This is a genomic window from Bradyrhizobium nanningense, assembly GCF_004114535.1.
GTDB lineage: Bacteria > Pseudomonadota > Alphaproteobacteria > Rhizobiales > Xanthobacteraceae > Bradyrhizobium > Bradyrhizobium nanningense.
Window position 1 is genome coordinate 406,904 of the sequence record NZ_LBJC01000024.1, and the last position, 22,175, is coordinate 429,078.

Below are 22,175 nucleotides of genomic sequence, written 5' to 3' on the forward strand. Positions count from 1 at the left end.
TCTATTGCGGAGTCAGCCCCATGATCGTGGGGCAGGAGGAAACGTCGCGGCGCGATCGCCGAGAGATGGTGGGCACGGCGCGCGAAGAACGCGCCTTTGCCCACCCTACGCCATCTTGCCTATTCCGACTTCAAATCGTCCGGCCGCGGCATCAGGACGATGTTGTAGCCGGAATCGACATAGTGGATCTCGCCGGTGACGCCGCCGGAGAGATCCGACAAGAGATACAGCGCCGAGCCGCCGAGCTCGTCGAGCGTGACGCCGCGGCGCAGCGGCGAATGCTTTTGCATGAAGGCGAACATCGCGCGCGCCTCGCCGATGCCGGAGCCCGCGAGCGTGCGGATCGGACCTGCGGAGATCGCGTTGACGCGGATGCCGCGCGGTCCGAAATCCGAGGCGAGATAGCGCACCGAGGCTTCCAGCGCCGCCTTGGCCACGCCCATCACGTTGTAGTTCGGCATCGCGCGCTCCGAGGCGCCGAAGGTCAGCGTAATCATGCTGCCGCCCTCCGTCATCAGCTCGGCGGCGCGCTTGGCGACTTCCGTGAACGAGAAGCAGGAGATCACCATCGTGCGCGAAAAATTCTCGCGGCTGGTGTCGGCGTAGCGACCCTTCAGCTCGTTCTTGTCGGCGAAACCGATGGCGTGAATGACGAAGTCGAGCTTGCCCCATTTTTCGCGGAGCACGGCGAAGGTGGCATCGACGCTGGCGATGTCCTCGACGTCGCAAGGCAGCACCAGATCGACACCAAGCTGCTCGGCCAGCGGCTTGACGCGCTTGCCCAGGGCTTCGCCCTGGAAGGTGAAGGCGAGCTCGGCACCGTGGGCATGCAGTGTCTTCGCCATGCCCCAGGCGATCGAATGATCATTGGCGATGCCCATGATCAGACCGCGCTTGCCTCTCATCAAACCTTCCATCTCGCGATTACTCTCCGCTGTCCGTCATGCCCGGGCATAGCCGTCCTAAGGACGGCGTGGCTTCGCTCGCCTATGTCCCGGGCATCCACGTTCTTCCGCAACCGGTAGCAAAGACGTGGATGGCCGGGCCTTCGCCTCGCCGGTGCGGCTTCGGCCGCGCAGGCGGGACGAGCCCGGCCATGACGAAGAAACTACCAGTTCGTACGCAAGGCCTCACACATCCATCCGGCTGAACACCAGCGTGGCGTTGGTGCCGCCGAAGCCGAAGGAATTCGACAGCACGGTGCCGATCTTGACGTTGTCGATGCGCTTGCGCACGATCGGCATGTCGGCGAAAACAGGATCGAGCTCCTGGATGTGGGCGCTTTCGCAGATGAAGCCGTTGTTCATCATCAGCAGCGAGTAGATCGCCTCCTGCACGCCGGTGGCTCCCAGCGAGTGGCCGGTCAGCGCCTTGGTCGCCGAGATCGGCGGGCACTTCTCGCCGCTGCCGAACACCCGACGAAGCGCGTCGATCTCCGGAGGATCGCCGGCCGGCGTCGAGGTCGCGTGCGGATTGATGTAGTCGACCTTGGTCTTCACAGTCGACATCGCCATGCGCATGCAGCGCTCGGCGCCTTCGCCTGACGGCGCGACCATGTCGTAGCCGTCCGAGGTCGCGCCGTAGCCGACGATCTCGCCGTAAATACGGGCGCCGCGCGCCTTGGCATGCTCGAGCTCTTCCAGCACCAGCACGCCGGCGCCGCCGGCGATGACGAAGCCGTCGCGGTTGACGTCGTAGGGACGCGAGGCCGTGGCGGGCGTGTCGTTGTACTTCGAGGACATCGCGCCCATGGCGTCGAACAGCACCGACAGCGACCAGTCCAGCTCCTCGCAGCCGCCGGCGAAGATGACGTCCTGCTTGCCGATCTGGATCGTCTCATAGGCATTGCCGACGCAATGATTCGACGTCGCGCAGGCCGAGGAGATCGAGTAGTTCACGCCCTTGATCTTGAACCAGGTCGCAAGCGTCGCGGAGGCCGTGGACGACATCGCCTTCGGCACTGCAAACGGTCCGACGCGCTTCGGTCCCTTGGTGCGGGTGATGTCGGCGGCCTCGACGATGGTGCGGGCGGATGGACCGCCAGAGCCCATGATGATGCCGGTGCGGATGTTGGAAACTTCGTCAGGCGACAGGCCGGAGTCCTGAATCGCCTGCTCCATCGCGACATGATTCCACGCCGCGCCCTGACCGAGGAAACGCATGGCGCGGCGGTCGACCACGGTCGCAGGATCGAGCGACGGCGCGCCTTGCACCTGCGAACGAAAGCCGAGCTCGGCATATTTCTCAGCCCGAGAAATGCCCGACTTCGCCTCGTGAAGGCTCGCAAGCACTTCCTGGGTGTTGTTTCCGATCGACGAGACGATACCCATCCCGGTGACCACAACCCGCCTCATGACAGCCTCGCCCTGCTCGTTGTCTTCTCGTTCTCTTCGTGGTGATGCGCGTTAGCCCAGGCTCGTGCCCTGCTTGAACAGACCGACCTTCAGGTCCTTGGCGCGATAAATAATCTGCTCGTCGACCGAAAGCCACCCGTCGGCGATACCGAGCACCAGCTTTGAACGCATCACGCGTTTGATATCGACGTTGTACACAACCTTGCGCGCCTCGGGCAGCACCTGGCCGCTGAACTTCAGCTCGTTCAGGCCGAGCGCGCGACCACGACCTTCGCCCCCGGTCCAGCCCAGATAGAAGCCGACCATTTGCCACAGCGCGTCGAGGCCGAGGCAGCCGGGCATCACCGGATCATTCTTGAAATGGCAACCGAAGAACCAGAGGTCGGGCTTCACGTCGAGCTCGGCCCGCACTAGCCCCTTGCCGAATTCGCCGCCATCCTCGTTGATGTCGGTGATGCGATCGAACATCAGCATCGGCGGCAACGGCAGCTGGGCATTGCCCGGGCCGAACATCTCGCCGCGGGCACAGGCCAGCAGATCTTCGTATTCGTAACCGTTGCGCCTGTTCAGCATGGACGAGCCTCTGTTTGAATTCCGGTTGAGCGGCGTTTTTTGGCGAAAATGGGCCCCGTCTCGGTCGGAGAGCAACGCCAATTGCCACCGTCAGGCGCGGCTCCCGCATGTCCCGGATGGACTGCCGGCCGGGCTTCCGTGCCCGGCTGCGCCAAAATCGGCTAAGCGGAACCGCGCGCTCTCTAACACAGGCCATTCGGGTGGCAAAGTGCATCCATGAAGGTAAAATGACGCGATCCCGGCCGGGTTCCAAGCTTGATTAGAACCTCTCTAGTTGCGAGAAACTTGCATCTGCATCTTTCTGTTCTTATATTGCGGAGAGATATTGTTCACGCGTGCCCGAAATCTGGAAATGAGCGAGAATACCGCGCCCCATCACGACGACGACGTCCACGCCGCGGCCCTCTTGTCCGGCCGCCAGCCGGCTTTGACCGGCTGCCCCTGGCACGACGTCAACGAAATGCTCCAGTCCGCCGGGCTCCGTCCGACGCGCCAGCGCATGGCGCTGGGCTGGCTATTGTTCGGCAAGGGGGCACGCCACCTGACGGCTGAAATGCTGTACGAGGAAGCGACCCTGGCCAAGGTCCCGGTGTCGCTGGCGACCGTCTACAACACGCTGAACCAGCTGACGGATGCCGGCTTGCTCCGACAGGTCAGCGTCGACGGCACCAAGACCTATTTCGACACCAACGTCACCACCCACCACCATTACTACCTCGAGAACAGCCATGAGCTGGTGGACATCGAGGATCCGCATCTGGCGCTGTCCAAGATGCCGGAGGTGCCCGAGGGTTACGAGATCGCGCGCATCGACATGGTCGTGCGGCTGCGCAAGAAGCGCTGAGATCGTCCTGAAATCGAACTGAGACGTCATGGCCGGGCTTGTCCCGGCCATTGTCGTTTTACGGGGTCATTCCGGGGGCGGTGCGCAGCACCGAACTATGGTGCACGCTCGCGCACCTGAGGTCTGGTGCTTCGCACCATCGCGGGATGACGCTTCGCGTCAATTCACCTGCTCGTCCGAATACACGCCCCAGAGTCGTTCCTGCTGGATCCAGCCGTCGAAGCCGTTGCCGGTGACGCGGCACCAGTTTGCGGCGCACTTCTTCACCTGGGTGACGACGCCGGCCTGGAGCCTTGCTGCAACTGCACTGTCGGGATCGGCGCGATCGTAAATCGGGGCGAGATCGTCCTTGTGCTTCATGGTGACTACCGCGGTGCGGCGGCCCGACAGCAGCGAGTGATAGACCCAGCCCTCGGCGCCCTCGGAATCGCGCACCCGGCGCCAATTCTCGAACTCAGCGGTAATTTCGACCGGCAGGCCCGCGCGGGTATAGACCCAGGCCACGTCATTGTCCTTGGTCGGGCCGGCGCGAACATTGACGTGATCCGACTTGAGGCTGACGTAACGCGGCACCGGCAGGCCGCTGGCGGTCTGCGGGGTATTATCCTTGGCCGAATGCGAGGGACCGACCGAGGCGCTCCACCAGGTGCAAACGAGCGCCATCACCGAACAAAAACGCCCCAACGCCATCAACCCGTCTCCTGTCGAGGACCCGGCCTTGCCGGACCCTCACCCCGAAATTCCAAACCCTGCCGCGCAGATCCCGACCCGCCCCACGCGGGTGTTCCCCAAGCCTCGCCCGTGGTTCTTGTCTTGGCCCGGCCTTCTGCTAGAGAGGACGGGCACTTGAACAACCAGTTTGCCCCGATTTTCCGGCCGGAAATCTCGGGAGAGCTTGAAGGAAACGCCGGGGACGGACACGGCAAGGGCAGTGTCGAACAACCGGGTTAATGAGGCCTCAACGACCAGCCTTTGGCGACAGAGGCGGCCTGCGACGCCTCATGAGAGCAGGACATGTCGGTGAAGAAAAAGCCCCTCGTCGTCGTGACGCGCAAGCTGCCGGATTCGATCGAGACGCGCATGCGCGAATTGTTCGACGCGCGGATCAATCTCGATGACACGCCGATGTCCACCGAACAGCTCGCCGAAGCCGCGCGCACCGCCGACGTGCTGGTTCCGACGGTCACCGACCATATCAGCGCCGACATCGTCAACCAGCCCGACTGCAAGCTGCGGCTGATCGCCAATTTCGGCAACGGCGTCGACAATATCGACGTCCAGGCCGCCCACGCCCGCGGCATCACCGTCACCAACACGCCGAAGGTTCTCACCGAGGACACCGCCGACATGACTATGGCGCTGATCCTCGCCGTGCCCAGGCGAATGATCGAAGGCGCCTCGATCCTGACCGAGGGAAAACCCTGGGCGGGCTGGTCGCCGACCTGGATGCTGGGCCACCGCATCGGCGGCAAGCGCCTCGGCATCATCGGCATGGGCCGCATCGGCCAGGCGGTCGCGCGTCGCGCCCGCGCCTTCGGCCTGCAGATCCACTATCACAACCGCCGTCCCGTCGCGCCTGTCATCGCTGAAGAGCTTGGCGCGACTTATTGGGAAAGCCTCGACCAGATGCTGGCGCGGATGGACATCATCTCGGTGAACTGCCCGCACACGCCGGCGACTTATCATTTGCTCTCGGCGCGGCGGCTGAAGCTGATCCGCAAGGACGCCTATATCGTCAACACCGCGCGCGGCGAGGTCACCGACGAGGACACGCTGATCAAGCTGATCGAAGGCGGCGAGATCGCCGGCGCCGGGCTCGACGTCTACGAGCACGAGCCCGCCGTCAACCCGAAGCTGGTGCGGCTCGCCAAGGCCGGCAAGGTGACGTTGATGCCGCATATGGGTTCAGCCACGATCGAAGGCCGCGTCGAGATGGGCGAGAAGGTGATCATCAACATCCGCACCTTCCTCGACGCCCACAAGCCGCCGGATCGCGTGCTGCCAAGCATGCTCTGATCGCCGCGACGCTCAGGTGCGATGGGCGCTGAGGTCGGCGACCACAGGCCCGTCGCCGTTGAGCGGATTGGCCGGATCACGCGCGTAGCGCAGCGTCTCGAAGCGCATCGCGCGCGCATCGATCATCAGGAGGCGGCCGACCAGGCCGTCGCCGAAACCGACGATCTCGCGGATCGCTTCCAGCGCCATCATCGAGCCGAGCACTCCCGCCAGCGCCCCCATCACGCCGGCTTCGGCACAGGCCGGCACGGTGCCGGGCGGCGGCGCTTCCGGAAACAGGCAGCGATAGGTCGGGTTGAATTCGCCCTGCTCGTTCCTCTCATGCGCGCGGATGGTCGTAAGCGAACCGTCGAAGGTACCGAGCGCCGCGGTGATCAGCGGCCGCTTGGCGAAGAAGCAGGCGTCCGAGGCCAGATAGCGCGTCGAAAAATTGTCGGAGCCGTCGAGTACGAGATCGTAGTCGCCGATCAGGCTGAGCGCATTGTCGGCATTCAGCCAGGTGGCGTGGCCGACGAAGCGGACATGCGGATTGAGCGCCGCGATCCGTTCGGCGGCGCTCTCGACCTTGTGCCGGCCGATGTCGGGCGTGGCGTGGATGACCTGGCGCTGCAAATTGGACAGCGACACCACGTCGTCATCGACCACGCCGAGCGTGCCCACGCCGGCAGCGGCGAGATACATCAGAGCGGGCGCGCCGAGGCCGCCGGCGCCGATCACCAGCACGGAGGACCGCTTCAGCGCGGCCTGGCCGGGACCACCGACATCGCGCAGCACGATATGGCGGGCATAGCGTTCGAGTTCGTCCGGGCCCAGCATCGTCTTTCGTTCCTCTCACTCCTCATGGTGAGGAGCCAACACCTGAACCACCCCAATATTGTTCGCGACCAACGAGATGTGCTTCAATGGCACTGCGTTCAATGGGCTGGTTGGATTTGTCATGAGATCGATGCTTGCGGCAACCTTGATGTTTGCGGCTGCCACGGCTGCGAACGCCCAGATGACGACGCCGCAGATCCCCGGCACCAAGCCGAAGACGGTCCAGACCGTGCCGATCCACCCTCCCGCGATGCAGACGCCGTCGGCGACGGCGGATGCCATGGCAAAAGCCGAGCGGCTGGCGCTGCAATCCGACCTCGCCTGGGTCGGCCAGTACAACGGCGCCATCACCGGCGACGTCAGTGAGCGCATGGTCAACGCCATCAAGGAATACCAGAAGGCCAAGGGCGGCAAGCCGACCGGCGTGCTCAATCCGCAGGAGCGCGCCGCGCTCGCAGAGACGGCGCGAAAGAAGCAGGACAGCGTCGGCTGGAAGATCGTGACGGAGCCGACCAGCGGCGCCCGGCTGGGCATCCCCTCGAAACTGGTGCCGCAGCAGACGAGCGACGCCAACGGCTCGAAATGGACCTCGCCGACTGGGACCGTGCAGGTGCAGCTCAGCCGCCGCAAGGAAGCGAACCCGACCGCGGCAAAACTCGCGGAGCTGGAGAAGGGGCCGTCCGGGCGCAAGGTGGACTACACCGTGGTGAAGCCCGACTTCTTCGTGCTGTCGGGCTTGCAGGGCCTGAAGAAGTTTTACGTCCGCGGCACCTTCAAGGGCGACGAGGTCCGCACCATGACGATCCTCTACGACCAGGCGACGGAGAACACGGTCGAGCCGGTCGTGATCGCGATGTCGAGTGCCTTCAATCCGTTCCCGCCGGGACCGCAGGCCGGGCCGCCGCCGCGCAAGACCGTCGAATACGGCACCGGCCTCGTCGTCAGCGACGATGGCGCGATCGTTGCCGACCGCCTCGTCACCGACAGCTGTCTTGCGATCACCATCGCCGGTCACGGTAGTGCCGATCGCCTTGCCGAGGACAAGGAGCATGGTCTTGCGCTCCTGCACATCTACGGCGCACGCGGCCTGAAGCCGCTCAGCCTTGCCGGTGGCGCAGCGAAGACGAGTGTCGATATCGTCGGTATCGCCGATCCGCAGAGCCAGGGCGGCGCAGGCGGCGTGTCGATCGTCAAGGCTGCATTGGCGCCGGTCCCGAGCAGCGATTCCGTGCTGTCCTCGCCGCCGGCGGTCGGATTTTCCGGTGCTCCGGCGATCGATGGCGACGGCAAGTTCGCCGGCATTGCGCTGTTGAAGCCGGCAATGGTGGCAGGACCTGCGATATCGGTGCCGGCCTCGCAGGCGGTGATGGTGTCTGCCGATGCGGTGCGCGATTTCCTGAAGGCGAACGGTGTCGCGGCGAACGGCACGTCGACGGATGCTAAATCTGCCGTCGTCCGTGTCATCTGCGTTCGGAAATAGCATGTTGCGGCGTCTCATCCCTCTTTCCGCGACGGCAGCGACTGCGCTGCTGAGCTTTTCGGCTTGGGCACAATCGCCGGCGCTGCCAACGCCGAAAGTGGAGGAGGTAATGGTGAAGGTGGCGCTGCTGTCGCTCAACGACGCCAATCTCACCGGCAACTACGATGTCCTCTATGCAAAAATGGCGAGACCCTTTCGCGAACGCTTTTCAGCCGCCACGCTGAAGCAGGCATTCGCGACCTTTGCCGGACATCACATCGACGCCATTGCCGGCATGCCGATTGTGACCACGGAAGAGCCCAGGATCGGCGAGAACGGCGCGCTATTGTTGCGCGGCCATTTCGACACGGCTCCATCGCGGCTGAGCTACGCGCTGGACTACGCCATGTCGGAGGGCGAATGGAAGTTGATCACGATCGACGTCAAGATCCGATCGCTCCAGACCAATGCGACCGCCACCGACCTTGTTGCGCGCGCCGCTGCCGACCTCGCGGGCAGCGGAGCACAAAAATGAGAGCCGTCAGGCGAGCCTGAACCTGATCCCGCTCCCCGCAAGGCCGCCCGAAATGCCGACCGGCGTACCGTCGGCGCGCCAGCAGGCGGCGCCGGTCATGGTGCCGTCGTCGTGGAAGGCGATCCCGTTCATGCCGCCGGCGACGGTCGCAACGGGCAGCACCGTGTGGCCGAGCCCGGTCAGCTTCGCGCGCACATTCTCCGGCACCGTCTGCTCGACCTCGAGCGCGTTGCCCTCGGTCCAGACCCTGGGCGCCTCGACGGCCTCCTGCAGGCTCATGCCGTGGTCGATCAGATTGACCAGTGCCTGCATCGCGCTCGGGAAGATGCGCTTGCCCCCCGGCAAGCCGAGCGCATAGCGCAGCTTGCCGCCCTTTAACGCCATCATCGGCGACATCGAGGTGGTGACACGCTTGCCCGGTGCCAGCGAGAGCGCGTGGCCCGGCCGCGGATCGAATAGATTCATGTAGTTGTTGGCGATGGCCCCCAAGCCCGGGATCATGATCTTGGCGCCGAACAAATTGTTGATGGTCTGCGTGGTCGCGACCACGTTTCCGAAAGCGTCTGCCGCCGTCATGTGCGTGGTGTGCGCGCCTTCGAGCTGCGACACGCCGGCGCCCCACGTCTGCGCCCGCGCTGGGTCGATGGCGCGGCGGCGCTCCTCGGCATAGGCTTTCGAGGTCAGCTTTTCCACGGGAACGCCAACATAGTCAGGATCGCCGCTGGCCGCGGCGCGGTCGGCGAAGGCGATCTTCAGCACCTCGGCGAGATAGTGGATCGTCTCTGACGTGCCGAAGCCGAGGGCGCCGATGTCGTAGCCCTCCAGAATGTTGAGCATCTGCGCGATGTGAACGCCGGACGCGGCGGGCGGCGGCGGGCCGAGGATGGTCCAGCCGCGATAATCGGCACGGATCGGCTGCCGCTCGACGGTCTTGTAACCGGTGAGATCGTTGCGACGGATGAAGCCGCCGGACTTCTCCATGTAGTCGACCAGGATATCGCCGAGGGATCCCTCGTAGAGCGCCTTCTCGCCGTGATCGGCGATGGTGCGCAGCGTGTCGGCATATTCGGCCTGCACCACGCGCTCGCCGACCTTCAGCGGCTCCCCGCCAGGCAAGAAGATCGCCGCGATCGTCCGGTCCTTGCGCATCTCGTCAGCGCACTCGCTGATGCACTCGTGGAGGTACGGCGTCGCCGCATAGCCGCGGGCTGCATGTTTGATCGCGGGCTGCATCACGTCGGCGAGGCTCATGGTGCCAAACCGGTGCAGGGTCTCGCACCAGGCCTTTAGCGAGCCCGGCACCGCGACGGCCTTCGGACCGTTGAGGTTCTCGTTGCCGACGGTGTCGAACACGTCATGCGCCGAGCCGGGCTTCGACGTGTAGGTGGTGTCGCGAACGGCCGAGGGCGCGGTGCTCTGGCCGTCGATGAAGCGATGGCTGCCGTCGGCCAGCCGGATATGCGCCATGCCGCCGCCGATGATGCCGACCATCATCGGCTCGACCACGGTCAGCGTGAACAGGGTCGCGATCGCCGCATCGATGGCGTTGCCGCCGGCGGCCAGCATCTCGGCGCCGGCGCTGGAGGCCAAGGGATGGTTGCTGACCACCATGCCGCGGCTTGAGACCGCCGGCATCTTCTGGCAGTCAAAGGTGGTTGTTGTCCGGTCGCGCCAGTTGCCGCTCATCGCCTGCCCTTTCCGTTCACCGCAGCGAGCACATCATACGTGCGACTACTGGTCCAGTAATGGTACGGATTAGCTGGCATTCGCTATTCCGCCATCATCGTTGCCGTTGATTCGGACCTCCGCGATCCCCTTTGGATCGGGCCGGCACGTCCTGAGCGAGAAGAGCTCGGCATCGAGATCGATGCACGTTCGCGTGGCGTATTCCTGACCCAGGCACTCCAAAGGATTGAACTTCAAATGCACACGATCGTACTGGCCACCCAAAAGGGTGGCAGCGGCAAGAGCACGCTCGCTATCGGCCTCGCGCTCGCGGCCAAGCAGGCCGGCTTCACCGTCCGCCTGATCGAGACCGACCCGCAGGGCACCCTGTCGAACTGGCAGCGCCGCCGCACCGCCGATGATCTCGTCGTCGAGCCGATCTACCATGCCGCCGACATCGAGCCGCGCCTGAAGATGCTGGCTGACAGCGGCCTGCAGCTCGCGATCGTCGACACCGCGGCAGGCCTGTCCGCCGCCACCACCGCTGCGATCCGTCATTCCGATCTCTGCCTGATCCCGGCCCGCCCGAGCGTCGCCGACATCGAGGCGACGGCCTCGACGCTCAACGTCGCGCGCGCCTGGAAGCGGACCTACAGCTTTGTGCTCAACCAGACGCCGATCCGCGGCCAGCGCATCGACAATGCCGCGGGCGCGCTCGCCGAGGAAGCTTCGCTCGATCTCGCAGAGGTGCTCGCGCGCCCGCTGATCGTGATGCGCAATGATCACCAGGATTCGCTCGCGCGCGGTCTTGCGGTGAGCGAATTCGCGCCGAACGGCAAATCTGCGGACGAGATCCACGGCCTCTGGCGCTGGATCGAGACCCGGCTCGAGCTTGAAGCCACGACCAATGTCCCGATCGACCAGGTGATGGCGGTTGCAGACGGCATGCTGCATGTCGCCGCCGATCTTTCGACGGACGACACCACGACACTGGCGTCCTGAGCGGACGATCGCTCAGACGGAGGTCGGCCCTTCGCCATCCGGAAGTGCCCAGCGACGATGCAATCCAGCCACCGGCCCGGTCGGATTGCTTCGCTTCACGTTTTTACGGAATGCTTTATCCGCTCGTCATTGCGAGGAGCCCTTGCGACGAAGCAATCCAGAGTTGGACCTCCCCTAAATCGGTGGACACCTATAGCTTAGGCAGCGAGAGGTGTCAGATGGCGAAACGGCGGCGTCGGTCCTATTCGGACGAGTACAAGCGACAGGCGGTTGATCTGGCTTTGTCGAGTGGTCGCTCGGCGAAGTCGGTATCGAAGGAGCTCGGGCTTGACGGCTCCCTGCTCAGCCGATGGGTGAAGGAGCGGAGCACGGTGGCAGCCTGGATTGCCTCGCTGCGCTCGCAATGACGAAGTAACTCTCACCGAGAATGCGCTTCGCGCCCTCGCAACCAGGCCTCACGCCGCACGATCCATTTCTCGGCCTTCGACTGCCCTCCGTGATGTGGCAGCTCGATGAAGCCGACGAACTCCGCGCCGGTCTTCTGCTTGACTCGCCGCGAGGCTTCGTTGGTTGCGGCATTGCAGACGTAGAAATGATCGAGGCCGAGTGTCAGGAACGCAAAATCGTTTACGGCGATGATCGCTTCCGTCATCAATCCGCGGCGCCAGTAAGGCTCTGCCAGCCAAAAGCCGCGATTGCCTTTCAGGCCTTCGGCGCGCGGCCGAAGATGGATGTTTCCGATCGCTTCGCCGTCACCGCCCCTAAGCACCAGCACCCAGAGACGGATTTCCTGGCCGGCTGAGACCTTGTCGAGCTGCGTCCTGACGAAAGTTTCGGCGCCGTCCGCCGGATACGGCCAGGGCACGACAGTGGAGAGATGCCGGATGATATTCCAATTGTCGAAATGGCGCTGGATCGCCGGCACGTCGGAGAGTGCGAGCGGACGCAGGATCAGCCGTTCGGTTTCAAGCTGCGGCGTCTGCATGGGCAGCTATTTCTGACATTTCGGACACCAGAAGGTCGACCGGCCGTTCTGCGTGAACCGCTTGATCGTGCCACCGCAGCGCGGTGTCGTACATTTCTCGCCCTCGCGGTCATAGACCTTGAACGAGTGCTGGAAGTAGCCGAGTTCGCCCGAGGTCTGGCGATGGTCGCGCAAGCTGGAGCCGCCGGCCTTGATGGCATCGTTCAGCACGGTGTGAATTGAGCTGACCAGCCTCTTCGCATGATCGGTCGGCTCGCCCCCGCCGACGCCCTTGGTCGCGAGCGTCGCGGCGATCCGGCGCGGCGACAGATGCGAGCGATGCAGCGCCTCGCAGACATAGATGTTGCCGAGTCCGGCGACCACGCGCTGGTCGAGCAGGGCCGCCTTCAGGCTCGTTGTCTTGCCTTCGCAGGACCGCGCCAGCATCGCGGCGTCGAACTCGTTGCCGAGCGGCTCGGGACCGAGCCCACGCAGCAACGGCTCATCTTCGAGCGTATTGCGCGCGATCACTTTCATGTAACCGAAGCGGCGCGGATCGTTGAAGACGATGTCGGCACCGGAGGACATCCGAAACAGCACGTGGTCGTGCACGGTATCCTTCCCCCGCGGGTAGTGAAACTCGCCAGGCACGGCGTCGTTGTCCGGCTTGATGACGCGGAACGAGCCCGACATGCCCAGATGCATCAAGAGCACATCGCCGGAGGCGAGATCGGCCATGAGATATTTTGCCCGGCGGCCGAGCCCCGTGACGACCTGCCCCTGGAGCCGGGCCACGAAGTCCGGCTGGAACGGAAAACGCAGGTCTGGCCGGCGAGCCTCCGCGACAAGGATTTTCGCGCCCTCCATGACGGGCTGAAGGCCGCGGCGGACGGTCTCGACTTCGGGCAATTCAGGCATGGTCAGGCATTCACCTTATGAGGGCGGTGTGATAGCGCCATTGCGGCGGGCGCGCTATGGTCCGCCCAGTGGAGTAGAGTAATGGATCGGCCGGGCGAAACCACGCATTTTGGCTTCAAGGACGTTCCCCTCGGGGACAAGCAGACGCTGGTGAACGACGTGTTTCACAGCGTGGCGTCGCGCTATGATTTAATGAACGACCTGATGTCCGGCGGCCTGCACCGGGTCTGGAAGGACATCATGATCACGGCGCTCGATCCGCCCAGGAGCGATCGGCCGTTCGCACTGCTCGACGTTGCCGGCGGCACCGGCGACATCTCGTTCCGCGCCGCCAAGGCCGCAGGTGCGGGCTTCCATGCCACTGTCTGCGACATCAACGCCGACATGCTGGCGGTGGGCCGCGAGCGCGCCGTCAAACGGCATCTCGAAACCCGGGTCGATTTCGTCGAAGGCAATGCCGAAGCGCTCGGCTTCGCCGATCGCAGCTTCGACGCTTATACGATCGCTTTCGGCATTCGCAACGTGCCGCGGATCGATCTGGCGCTGCGCGAAGCCTATCGCGTGCTCAAGCCCGGCAGCCGCTTCCTCTGCCTGGAATTCTCCACCGTCGAGATGCCCGGGCTCGACAAGCTCTATGATCTGTTCTCGTTCAAGGTGATTCCGCCGCTCGGGCGCATGGTTACGGGCGATGCCGAATCCTATCAATATCTCGTCGAATCGATCCGCAAGTTTCCGAAGCCTGCCGCCTTCGCGGACATGATCCGCGACGCCGGCTTTTCCCGCGTGAGCTGGCAGACATTGTCCGGCGGCATCGTCGCACTGCATTCGGGCTGGCGTTTGTGATCTCTGCCTTCACCCACATTTCGCGCCTGATCCGCGCCGCGTTCGTGTTTGCCCGCGAGGGCGTGTTCGGCTCGGTCGATCCGAGCCTGGTGCCGCCGCCGGGACAGCTCGCGCTGAAGCTGGCGCGTCTCGTCGAACGCCGCGGCGTCAAGCACGGCCCGCGGATATCTCGCGCGCTGACGCGGATGGGCCCCGCCTATCTCAAGCTCGGGCAATTCCTGGCCACGCGCCCCGACGTCGTCGGCGTCATCATGGCCCGCGACCTCGAAAGCCTCCAGGATCGTCTGCCGCCGTTTCCGCAGGACGAAGCCGAGGCCGCCATCGCGATATCGCTGGAGCGGCCGCTGAAGGACGTGTTCGTGAGCTTCGGCCCTCCGGTCGCGGCTGCCTCGATCGCGCAGGTCCATCGCGGCGAGGTCTTGCGCGACGGCATCAGCAAGTCGGTCGCGGTCAAGGTGCTCCGGCCGAATGTTGCCGCGCGTTTCCGCCGCGATCTCGCCGACTTCTTCTTCGTCGCATACAAGGCCGAGACCTACTCGGCGGAAGCGCGGCGGCTGCGCCTCATCGAAGTCATCAACACCATGTCGCGCTCGGTCGCCATGGAGATGGACCTGCGGCTGGAGGCGGCTGCGCTGTCGGAGATGGCGGAGAACACGCGCGACGACCCCGACTTCCGCGTGCCCGCGGTCGACTGGGACCGCACCACGCACAACGTGCTGACGATGGAGTGGATCGACGGCATCGCGCTGAACGATCACAAGCGCCTGGAAGAGGCACAGGTCGATTTACCCGATCTCGGCCGCAAGGTGATCCAGAGTTTTCTGCGCCACGCGCTGCGCGACGGCTTCTTCCACGCCGACATGCATCCGGGCAATCTGTTCCTCGATGACGCCGGCCGTCTCGTCGCGGTCGATTTCGGCATCATGGGCCGGCTCGGCATGAAGGAGCGGCGCTTCCTCGCCGAAATCCTGCTCGGCTTCATCACCCGCGATTATCGCCGCGTCGCCGAGGTGCATTTCGAGGCGGGCTACGTGCCCGCGCATCACTCGGTCGAGAATTTCGCGCAAGCGATCCGCGCCATCGGCGAGCCGATCCACAACCGCACGGCGGAAGAGATCTCGATGGCGCGGCTCTTGACGCTGCTGCTCGAGGTCACCGGCCTGTTCGACATGAGGACGCGGCCCGAGCTGATCCTGCTGCAGAAGACCATGGTCGTGGTCGAAGGCGTGGCGCGCGGCTTCGATCCCAGGCTCGACATCTGGAAGGTCGCCGATCCCGTGGTGCGCGAATGGATCGAGCGCAATCTCGGTCCGATCGGCCGGGTGCAGGGCGCGCTCGCCGGAACCGGGGACGTCGCGCGGGTGCTGATGCGCCTGCCGGAGATCGCCGAGCGGTCGGTGAAGGTGCTCGAGCAGCTCGAAACCATGACGCGGGAGGGCATCAGGCTGTCGCCGGAGAGCATCGCCGCGATGGGTCGCAGCGAGGGCCGCAAGAACCGTTGGCGGACCATCGCGCTCTGGATCATCGCCGCGACCTTCATCGGGATCCTGATAGCCGTCCGGAATTTGTGATTGCATTGCAATCATTCGAATGATAGCATCGCTATCATTTCGTGCTGGAGGGCGCCGTGGCAAGCCTGACCATCCGTAAGCTCGACGAGGGCGTCAAAACCTATTTGCGGCTGCGCTCGGCCAAGAACCACAGGTCGGTCGAGGAAGAGGTCCGGGTCATCCTGCGGGAGCTAATCGAGGGCCGCGAGGAGCCGCTGACGCCGTTTTCGGCGCCGCCAGCCCCATCCACCGCCCCGACGCCCCAGCGCACCGGCGCCGTTCCCGAGGCCAGCGTCACCCTGATCATCGGCGGCGGCATCGCCGCCTATAAATCGCTCGACCTGATCCGCCGGCTGAAGGAGCGGCGCATCGAGGTCCGCTGCGTGCTGACCAAGGCGGCACAGCAATTCGTCACGCCACTGGCGGTGAGCGCGCTGTCCCATGAGCGCGTCTACACCGATCTGTTCGATCCGCAGAGCGAGTTCGACGCCGGACACATCCGTCTCGCGCGCGACTGCGACCTGATCGTGGTGGCGCCGGCCACCGCCGATCTGATGGCGAAGATGGCCAATGGTCATGCCGACGATCTCGCCAGCGCCATCCTGCTCGCGACCAATCGCAAGGTGCTGCTGGCACCGGCGATGAACCCGCTGATGTGGACCAATGCGGCCACGCGCCGCAATGTCACGCAGCTTCAGCGCGACGGCGTGGTGCTGATCGGGCCCAATTCCGGCGAGATGGCGGAGACGGGCGAGGCCGGTGTTGGCCGCATGTCGGAGGCGATCGAGATCGCCAGTGCCGCCGAGCGCCTGCTGCGGCCGCCGGTGCCAAAGCCGCTCGCCGGCAAGCGCGTGCTGATCACCGCAGGCCCCACGCACGAGCCGATCGATCCGGTGCGCTACATCGCCAACCGATCCTCGGGCAAGCAGGGTTTTGCGATTGCCGCGGCCGCGCAGGCCGCCGGCGCCGAGGTGATCCTGGTGAGCGGCCCGGTTGATCTCGACGATCCCACCGGCGTTACGGTGAAGCATGTCGAATCGGCCCGGCAGATGCTGGAGCAGGTGCAGGCCGCACTGCCCGCCGACATCGCGATCTTCGCCGCCGCGGTCGCCGATTGGCGCGTTGCCAATGAAGGTGAGCAGAAGCTGAAGAAGACTTCCGCCGGCATGCCGCCGCTGCAGCTGGTCGAGAACCCCGACATTCTCGCGACGATCGCCAAGCTGACCGACAAGCGTCCGCCGCTGGTGATCGGCTTTGCCGCGGAGACCGAGCACCTCATCGACAACGCCAAGTCCAAGCTGGCCCGCAAGGGCTGCGACTGGATCGTCGCCAACGACGTCTCGCCCGCCACCGGCGTGATGGGCGGCGACCGCAACACCGTGCATCTGATAAGCCGCAAGAATGGTGAGAAGGACGGCGAGATTGCAGTTGATTCCTGGCCGGTGATGACCAAGGAACAGGTCGCGATCGAACTGGTCGCGCATGTCGCAAAAAGCGTGAGCGGCAAATCCGTGGAGCCGGCATCTTGAGCACGAAGGTCACCGTCGAACTGCAGCAACTGTCTCATGCCGACGGCCTGCCGCTGCCGGCCTATCAGACCACAGAGGCCGCCGGGCTCGATTTGATGGCGGCGGTGCCGGACAGCGCGCCATTGACGCTCGCGCCCGGCCAATATGCGCTGGTGCCGACCGGGCTTGCGATCGCCTTGCCGCCCGGGCACGAGGCGCAGGTACGGCCGCGCTCGGGACTTGCGGCCAAGCACGGCGTCACCGTGCTGAACTCGCCGGGCACGATCGACGCGGACTATCGCGGCGAGATCAAGGTGATCCTGATCAATCACGGCGCGACACCGTTCGTGATCAAGCGCGGCGAACGCATCGCCCAGATGGTGATCGCGCCCGTGGTGCAGGCCGCGCTGGTTCCCGTCGCCATCTTGTCGGCAACCGATCGCGGCGCCGGCGGCTTCGGCTCGACCGGCCGCTAACACACGGCAATCCCAGCCGAATCATCCGAAGAACTACGTGCGTTGGAACACCACAGCCTGCATTTTTTTGGAGCCGCCTTTACGTTCACGATCTGGACTCTTACCGGCGGAGTCACGGTGAGGGTATTGTCTTTTGATTCGCGCGCGACGGGGGTCGCCGCGCGTAGATTCGTGCGGTCTTGGGGCAACTATGTCAGGCGTGATCGTGTCGATGCGTCGGACGCTGTTGTCGTGCACATCGCTTGCGCGCAACGGCTTGTTGGGAGGCGCTCTTGCAGCGCTGCTGCCGGCTGCGCCGGCTGAGGCCGCCGACCTCATCGACACCCTCTCCATCATGCTGGATTTCAACCGGCAGGAACTCGCGGTGCTCGCCACCGCGCTGGCCCTGCTCGGCTTCTCGGTGATGGCCGCGATCCTGTTGATGCGCACGCGGGTGCGCACGGCGAAGAACGAGGCGCGGTTGCACGCCCGGATCGGGGAACTGCAGCTGCAGGCCGATCGCTTCGGTGCGCTGCTGTTCGCCGAGCCGCAGATTCTGATCTCCTGGCCGGCCGGCGATAATCGCGCCCAGATCTCCGGCGACATCTCCATGGTGCTGCCGCGGGATTCTTCCCCGCAACGCGTGCTCGCATTCGGAACCTGGCTGCCGCCGGAACCCGCGCTGCAGATGGACCACGCGGTCGACGCGCTGCGTGACCGCGGCGACGGATTCCAGCTCACACTGACCACCGCGCATGGCCATACGCTGGAAGCGATCGGCCGCGCCATCGGCGGCCAGGCCATCGTCCGGATTCGCGAGCTCTCGGGGCTGCGGCGCGAGCTCGCCGAGACCAATCTGCGCTACAACGCGCTCTCCGACGAGACCGAGATGCTGCGCGGGTTTGCCGCCGCCGCACCCTGGCCGATCTGGGCCAAGGGCGAGAACGGCGCGCTGACCTACGCCAACCCGGCCTATGTCCGTGCGACCGAGGCGAACAGCGTCACCGACGCGCAGGAGCGCAAGCTCGAGCTGCTCGACAGCGCCGACCGCACCGCGATGGAGCGGGGCCTGAAGGACGCGGCCAATTTCAACGCGCGGCTGCCGATCGTGATCGGCGGCGAGCGCCGTATTTACGACGTGCGTGCCGTCAATGTCGGCAGCGGCAGCGTCGGCGTCGCCATCGATGCCAGCGAGGCGGATGGGCTCAGCGCGGCGCTGGTGCGGATGGCGGAGGCGCATCGCCGCACGCTCGACCAGCTTTCCTCCGGCGTTGCCGTGTTCGACGGCCAGCGGCGCCTGGCCTTCTACAACGATTCCTACCGCCGGCTGTGGGACCTCGACCGCAGCTTCCTCGACGCCAACCCCGACGATTCCAGCGTGCTCGACCAGCTCCGCGCCGCGCGCAAGCTGCCGGAGCAGCCGGACTTCCGGGCCTGGAAGGCCAAGCTGCACGAGGCCTATCGCGCGGTCGAGACCGCGAAGGAAACCTGGTATCTGCCCGACGGCCGCGCGCTCTCGGTCGTCACCACCCCGAACCCGGAAGGCGGCGTCACCTATCTGTTCGACGACGTCACCGAGAGCCTCGACCTCGCCCGCCGCTTCGACGGCCTGATCCGCGTCCAGCGCGAGACGCTGGACAGCCTCGCCGAGGGCGTCGCGGTGTTCGGCAGCAACGGCAAGGCGCAGCTGTTCAACCCGGCCTTCGTCCGGATGTGGAAGCTGTCGAGCGATGCCATGCGCGACGAGCCGCACATCCAGACGGTGGAAGGCTGGTGTCATCAGCTGTTCGACGACCCCGCGGTCTGGCGCCAGATTCGCGAGGCCATCACCTCGATCGAAAACCGCGCCGACGTGCCGCTCAAGCTGGAGCGCAAGGACGGCAGCGTGCTCGACGGCATGATCCGCCCGCTGCACGACGGCGCGACCATGCTGACGTTCCAGGACATCACCGACACCGAGAACGTCGAGCGCGCGCTGCGCGAGCGCAACGAGGCGCTGGAGGCCGCCGACCAGATGAAGGTGGATTTCGTCCACCACGTCTCCTACGAGCTGCGCTCGCCGCTCACCACCATCATCGGCTTCGCGCATTTCCTCAGCGATCCCTCGACCGGGCCGCTGACGCCGAAACAGGCCGAATATCTCGACTACGTCACCAAATCGACCAACGCGCTCTTGGCGCTCACCAATAACATCCTCGATCTCGCCACCATCGACGCCGGCGCGATGAAGCTGGAACTCGGGCCGGTCGACGTCAGCAAGACCATCGAGCTCGCCGCCGAGGGCATCCAGGACCGGCTCGCCACCGACCGCATCCGCCTCAAGGTCGAGATCGCGCCCGATGTCGGCAGCTTCGTCGGCGACGAGAAGCGCGTGGTGCAGGTGCTCTATAACCTCCTCGCCAACGCCGTCGGGTTTTCTCCACAGGATTCCACCGTTGGCATCAGCGCGCGGCGCACCGAACGCAGCGTGGTCTTCACCGTGACAGATTCCGGGCCTGGAATACCTGCCGACATGAAGGACAAGGTGTTCAACTGGTTCGAAAGCCGCTCGCAGGGCTCGCGTCACCGCGGCGCCGGGCTCGGCCTGTCGCTGGTGCGCTCCTTCGTCGAGCTGCATGGCGGCAAGGTGCGGGTGGATTCGATCGTCGGCCGGGGCACGGTCGTGATCTGCGATTTCCCGACCGACCAGGCGGCGCATCGCGACGCCGCCGAATGACAGAACCCACCAAACTCTCCGTCGCGCTTCACAACGAGACGGCCACCGCACAATTGATGGCCGATCTCGCGCTGCTGGTCGGTCCCGGCGACGTCATCACACTCACCGGCGATCTCGGCGCCGGCAAGACCGCCGCCGCCCGCGCGCTGATCCGCTACCTCGCCGGCGACGAGGAACTGGAGGTGCCGAGCCCGACCTTCACGCTGGTGCAGGGCTACGAGCTGCCGCCCTTCCCGGTGCTGCATGCCGATCTCTACCGCGTCGAGGACGAGAGCGAGCTCGAGGAGATCGGGCTGTCGCCGCTGCCCGATGCCATGCTGGTCCTGATTGAATGGCCGGAGCGCGCACCATCGGCGATGCCGCAAGACCGCATCGACATCGCGCTGACGCACCGGCCGGCGCTGGGCTCGAACGCACGCGCGGCCGACGTCACCGGTTACGGCAAGGGTGCCGCGCAAGTCGCGCGGCTGAAGGCGCTGCGCGAGTTCCTCGCCGCATCCGGCTATATCGACGCGACGCGTCGGCGCATGGCCGGCGATGCCTCGACCCGCTCCTATGCGCGGCTGTTGCGCAACGACGAGATCGTCATCCTCATGAACTTTCCGCAACGCCCAGATGGCGCTGCTCTCTACAACGGAAAATCCTACAGCGCCGCGGTGCACCTCGCCGAGAACGTCAGGCCCTTCGTCGCCATCGACGAAGGCCTGCGTGCGCAGGGGATCTCGGCGCCCGCGATCCACCATTTCGACCTCGAACATGGCTTTCTGATCTCTGAAGATTTCGGCAGCGAAGGCGTGATCGAAGGCGATCCGCCACGCCCGATCGCCGAGCGCTATGAGGCCGCAACCGAATTGCTGGCGGCGCTGCACGGCAAGACGCTGCCGGAGACGCTGCCGCTAGACGGGCAGACCTACGCCATTCCCGTCTTCGACATCGAAGCGATGCTGATCGAGATCGGGTTGATGCCGGAATGGTATCTGCCCGACCGCAACGCACCGTTGGCCGACGAGAAGCGCGCGGAATTTTTTGCGATGTGGCGCGAGCTCTTGAAGAAGCCGCTCGCCGCGCCGAGGACGTGGATCATCCGCGACTATCACTCGCCCAATTTGATCTGGCTCGGCAATCGCACCGGCATCGAGCGCGTCGGCGTCATTGATTTCCAGGACGCCGTGCTCGGTCCGCAATCCTACGACGTGGTGTCGCTGCTCCAGGACGCCCGCATCGACGTGCCCGAAAGTCTCGAGCTGACGCTGCTGTCGCGTTACATCAAGGCGCGGCGCGCGGGCGATGCCGGCTTCGATCCGGCCGGCTTCGCCGAGCTCTACGCGATCATGTCGGCACAGCGGAACACGCGCCTGCTCGGCACCTTCGCCCGGCTCAACCGCCGCGACGGCAAGCCGCATTATCTGCGGCACCAGCCCCGGATCTGGACCTATCTCCAGCGCTCGCTGGCCCATCCCGCGCTGGGCTCCTTGCGTGACTGGTATCTCGCCAACGTCCCACCCCCTCAAGGCTGATTTACCGGCCGTTAGCCAAGATGTCGCTATTCTGGCGGCGAGGCAGCCGGATCATTTACGGGGCTGGAGCAAGGCAGATGGCGGCGAAAACGGATCAGCGCGGAAATAGCAGGGTTATTTTCGAGCGCGGGATTCCGGCCCAGATGATGGGAATCGACGGGACCTGGCGGCGCGAATGCACCATGGAGGACGTCTCCGATAGCGGCGCCAAGCTGACCATCGACGGCTCGGTCGAAGGCCTCCACCTGAAAGAGTTCTTTCTGCTGCTGTCGTCCACCGGACTGGCCTACCGGCGCTGCGAGCTTGCCTGGGTCAATGGCGACCAGATCGGTGTCAATTTCCTGAAAGTGGGTGACAAGAAGAAAAAGGTCCGTTCCACAGCCGTCGGGGCATGACGGCAACACCCGTCGTACAACCGTCACGGCGGGTGGCTAAGGCGG

21 protein-coding genes are annotated in these 22,175 nt (G+C 65.1%); 13 read left to right on the forward strand and 8 right to left on the reverse strand.

Going from position 1 to position 22,175, the window contains the following annotated elements; all coding sequences use genetic code 11:
- Positions 1-119: 119 nt before the first annotated feature.
- The 3 genes from fabI to fabA form a co-directional block, all read right to left on the reverse strand.
- Positions 120-917 (reverse strand): enoyl-ACP reductase FabI, encoded by a 798-nt coding sequence (fabI, locus tag XH84_RS19430; protein ID WP_128921214.1) that lies wholly within the window; start codon positions 915-917, stop codon positions 120-122.
- A 213-nt stretch (positions 918-1,130) separates the two neighbouring features.
- A complete protein-coding gene (gene fabB / locus XH84_RS19435; protein ID WP_128921213.1) occupies positions 1,131-2,354 on the reverse strand; it encodes a beta-ketoacyl-ACP synthase I in 1,224 nt (407 codons plus the stop codon).
- Positions 2,355-2,405: 51 nt separating this feature from the next.
- Entirely contained in the window at positions 2,406-2,927 is a 522-nt protein-coding gene (gene fabA, locus XH84_RS19440) for a bifunctional 3-hydroxydecanoyl-ACP dehydratase/trans-2-decenoyl-ACP isomerase (RefSeq protein WP_128921241.1), read from the reverse strand.
- A gap of 352 nt (positions 2,928-3,279) precedes the next feature.
- Here fabA and irrA point away from each other — a divergent pair, with 352 nt between their 5' ends.
- Positions 3,280-3,771 carry an iron response transcriptional regulator IrrA gene (gene irrA, locus XH84_RS19445; RefSeq protein ID WP_008131763.1) on the forward strand — a complete coding sequence of 164 codons (492 nt, stop codon included), beginning with the start codon at positions 3,280-3,282 and terminating at the stop codon, positions 3,769-3,771.
- 159 nt (positions 3,772-3,930) lie between these two features.
- Here irrA and XH84_RS19450 read toward each other — a convergent pair whose 3' ends face one another.
- On the reverse strand, positions 3,931-4,461 hold the full coding sequence (locus XH84_RS19450) for an SH3 domain-containing protein (RefSeq protein ID WP_128921212.1): 531 nt from the start codon (positions 4,459-4,461) through the stop codon (positions 3,931-3,933).
- Positions 4,462-4,785: 324 nt separating this feature from the next.
- On the opposite strand from XH84_RS19450, the gene XH84_RS19455 reads away from it, so the two are divergent.
- Entirely contained in the window at positions 4,786-5,787 is a 1,002-nt protein-coding gene (locus XH84_RS19455) for a 2-hydroxyacid dehydrogenase (protein ID WP_128921211.1), read from the forward strand.
- Between the two features lie 12 nt (positions 5,788-5,799).
- On the opposite strand, the gene XH84_RS19460 is transcribed toward XH84_RS19455, so the two are convergent.
- Positions 5,800-6,603 (reverse strand): HesA/MoeB/ThiF family protein, encoded by an 804-nt coding sequence (locus XH84_RS19460; protein ID WP_128921210.1) that lies wholly within the window; start codon positions 6,601-6,603, stop codon positions 5,800-5,802.
- Positions 6,604-6,724: 121 nt separating this feature from the next.
- Between XH84_RS19460 and XH84_RS19465 the strand changes: the two genes are divergently transcribed.
- Both XH84_RS19465 and XH84_RS19470 read left to right on the forward strand, forming a co-directional pair.
- Positions 6,725-8,083 carry a peptidoglycan-binding protein gene (locus tag XH84_RS19465; RefSeq protein ID WP_164936481.1) on the forward strand — a complete coding sequence of 453 codons (1,359 nt, stop codon included), beginning with the start codon at positions 6,725-6,727 and terminating at the stop codon, positions 8,081-8,083.
- 1 nt (position 8,084) lies between these two features.
- On the forward strand, positions 8,085-8,597 hold the full coding sequence (locus tag XH84_RS19470; protein WP_128921209.1) for a hypothetical protein: 513 nt from the start codon (positions 8,085-8,087) through the stop codon (positions 8,595-8,597).
- 6 nt (positions 8,598-8,603) lie between these two features.
- Here the strand turns inward: XH84_RS19470 and ggt are convergent, their stop codons facing one another.
- Positions 8,604-10,283: a gamma-glutamyltransferase gene (gene ggt, locus XH84_RS19475; RefSeq protein WP_128921208.1), complete on the reverse strand. Its 1,680-nt coding sequence runs from the start codon at positions 10,281-10,283 to the stop codon at positions 8,604-8,606.
- Positions 10,284-10,520: 237 nt separating this feature from the next.
- Here ggt and XH84_RS19480 point away from each other — a divergent pair, with 237 nt between their 5' ends.
- Together XH84_RS19480 and XH84_RS39885 are read left to right on the forward strand one after the other, a co-directional pair.
- Positions 10,521-11,264 carry a ParA family protein gene (locus tag XH84_RS19480; protein ID WP_128921207.1) on the forward strand — a complete coding sequence of 248 codons (744 nt, stop codon included), beginning with the start codon at positions 10,521-10,523 and terminating at the stop codon, positions 11,262-11,264.
- 218 nt (positions 11,265-11,482) lie between these two features.
- Positions 11,483-11,671, forward strand: a complete 189-nt coding sequence (locus tag XH84_RS39885) for a transposase (RefSeq protein WP_164936480.1) — start codon at positions 11,483-11,485, stop codon at positions 11,669-11,671.
- An 11-nt stretch (positions 11,672-11,682) separates the two neighbouring features.
- Here XH84_RS39885 and XH84_RS19490 read toward each other — a convergent pair whose 3' ends face one another.
- Together XH84_RS19490 and mutM are read right to left on the reverse strand one after the other, a co-directional pair.
- A complete protein-coding gene (locus XH84_RS19490; RefSeq protein ID WP_128921205.1) occupies positions 11,683-12,249 on the reverse strand; it encodes a GNAT family N-acetyltransferase in 567 nt (188 codons plus the stop codon).
- Positions 12,250-12,255: 6 nt separating this feature from the next.
- Positions 12,256-13,146 (reverse strand): bifunctional DNA-formamidopyrimidine glycosylase/DNA-(apurinic or apyrimidinic site) lyase, encoded by an 891-nt coding sequence (gene mutM, locus XH84_RS19495; RefSeq protein WP_128921204.1) that lies wholly within the window; start codon positions 13,144-13,146, stop codon positions 12,256-12,258.
- A gap of 81 nt (positions 13,147-13,227) precedes the next feature.
- Between mutM and ubiE the strand changes: the two genes are divergently transcribed.
- The 7 genes from ubiE (at position 13,228) to XH84_RS19530 (ending at position 22,130) form a co-directional block, all read left to right on the forward strand.
- Positions 13,228-13,989, forward strand: coding sequence for a bifunctional demethylmenaquinone methyltransferase/2-methoxy-6-polyprenyl-1,4-benzoquinol methylase UbiE (gene ubiE / locus XH84_RS19500; RefSeq protein ID WP_128921203.1), 762 nt, complete (start codon positions 13,228-13,230; stop codon positions 13,987-13,989).
- Positions 13,986-15,560: a 2-polyprenylphenol 6-hydroxylase gene (ubiB, locus tag XH84_RS19505; protein ID WP_128921202.1), complete on the forward strand. Its 1,575-nt coding sequence runs from the start codon at positions 13,986-13,988 to the stop codon at positions 15,558-15,560. Before ubiE ends, ubiB begins: the two co-directional genes overlap by 4 nt.
- A gap of 56 nt (positions 15,561-15,616) precedes the next feature.
- Complete coding sequence (coaBC, locus tag XH84_RS19510; RefSeq protein WP_128921201.1) at positions 15,617-17,068, forward strand: bifunctional phosphopantothenoylcysteine decarboxylase/phosphopantothenate--cysteine ligase CoaBC; 1,452 nt, start codon at positions 15,617-15,619, stop codon at positions 17,066-17,068.
- Positions 17,065-17,523, forward strand: a complete 459-nt coding sequence (dut, locus tag XH84_RS19515; protein WP_128921200.1) for a dUTP diphosphatase — start codon at positions 17,065-17,067, stop codon at positions 17,521-17,523. Before coaBC ends, dut begins: the two co-directional genes overlap by 4 nt.
- Positions 17,524-17,713: 190 nt before the next feature.
- Entirely contained in the window at positions 17,714-20,218 is a 2,505-nt protein-coding gene (locus XH84_RS19520) for a sensor histidine kinase (protein ID WP_128921199.1), read from the forward strand.
- Positions 20,215-21,735: a tRNA (adenosine(37)-N6)-threonylcarbamoyltransferase complex ATPase subunit type 1 TsaE gene (gene tsaE / locus XH84_RS19525; protein ID WP_128921198.1), complete on the forward strand. Its 1,521-nt coding sequence runs from the start codon at positions 20,215-20,217 to the stop codon at positions 21,733-21,735. Before XH84_RS19520 ends, tsaE begins: the two co-directional genes overlap by 4 nt.
- Before the next feature lie 77 nt (positions 21,736-21,812).
- Complete coding sequence (locus tag XH84_RS19530; RefSeq protein WP_128921197.1) at positions 21,813-22,130, forward strand: PilZ domain-containing protein; 318 nt, start codon at positions 21,813-21,815, stop codon at positions 22,128-22,130.
- Positions 22,131-22,175 lie beyond the last annotated feature (45 nt).

Coding starts and splice junctions, on each gene's coding strand:
- fabI (WP_128921214.1), bottom strand. CDS start 917: ATGGAAGGTTTGATGAGAGGCAAGCGCGGTCTGATCATGGGCATCGCC.
- fabB (WP_128921213.1), bottom strand. CDS start 2,354: ATGAGGCGGGTTGTGGTCACCGGGATGGGTATCGTCTCGTCGATCGGA.
- fabA (WP_128921241.1), bottom strand. CDS start 2,927: ATGCTGAACAGGCGCAACGGTTACGAATACGAAGATCTGCTGGCCTGT.
- irrA (WP_008131763.1), top strand. CDS start 3,280: ATGAGCGAGAATACCGCGCCCCATCACGACGACGACGTCCACGCCGCG.
- XH84_RS19450 (WP_128921212.1), bottom strand. CDS start 4,461: ATGGCGTTGGGGCGTTTTTGTTCGGTGATGGCGCTCGTTTGCACCTGG.
- XH84_RS19455 (WP_128921211.1), top strand. CDS start 4,786: ATGTCGGTGAAGAAAAAGCCCCTCGTCGTCGTGACGCGCAAGCTGCCG.
- XH84_RS19460 (WP_128921210.1), bottom strand. CDS start 6,603: ATGCTGGGCCCGGACGAACTCGAACGCTATGCCCGCCATATCGTGCTG.
- XH84_RS19465 (WP_164936481.1), top strand. CDS start 6,725: ATGAGATCGATGCTTGCGGCAACCTTGATGTTTGCGGCTGCCACGGCT.
- XH84_RS19470 (WP_128921209.1), top strand. CDS start 8,085: ATGTTGCGGCGTCTCATCCCTCTTTCCGCGACGGCAGCGACTGCGCTG.
- ggt (WP_128921208.1), bottom strand. CDS start 10,283: ATGAGCGGCAACTGGCGCGACCGGACAACAACCACCTTTGACTGCCAG.
- XH84_RS19480 (WP_128921207.1), top strand. CDS start 10,521: ATGCACACGATCGTACTGGCCACCCAAAAGGGTGGCAGCGGCAAGAGC.
- XH84_RS39885 (WP_164936480.1), top strand. CDS start 11,483: ATGGCGAAACGGCGGCGTCGGTCCTATTCGGACGAGTACAAGCGACAG.
- XH84_RS19490 (WP_128921205.1), bottom strand. CDS start 12,249: ATGCAGACGCCGCAGCTTGAAACCGAACGGCTGATCCTGCGTCCGCTC.
- mutM (WP_128921204.1), bottom strand. CDS start 13,146: ATGCCTGAATTGCCCGAAGTCGAGACCGTCCGCCGCGGCCTTCAGCCC.
- ubiE (WP_128921203.1), top strand. CDS start 13,228: ATGGATCGGCCGGGCGAAACCACGCATTTTGGCTTCAAGGACGTTCCC.
- XH84_RS19520 (WP_128921199.1), top strand. CDS start 17,714: ATGTCAGGCGTGATCGTGTCGATGCGTCGGACGCTGTTGTCGTGCACA.
- tsaE (WP_128921198.1), top strand. CDS start 20,215: ATGACAGAACCCACCAAACTCTCCGTCGCGCTTCACAACGAGACGGCC.
- XH84_RS19530 (WP_128921197.1), top strand. CDS start 21,813: ATGGCGGCGAAAACGGATCAGCGCGGAAATAGCAGGGTTATTTTCGAG.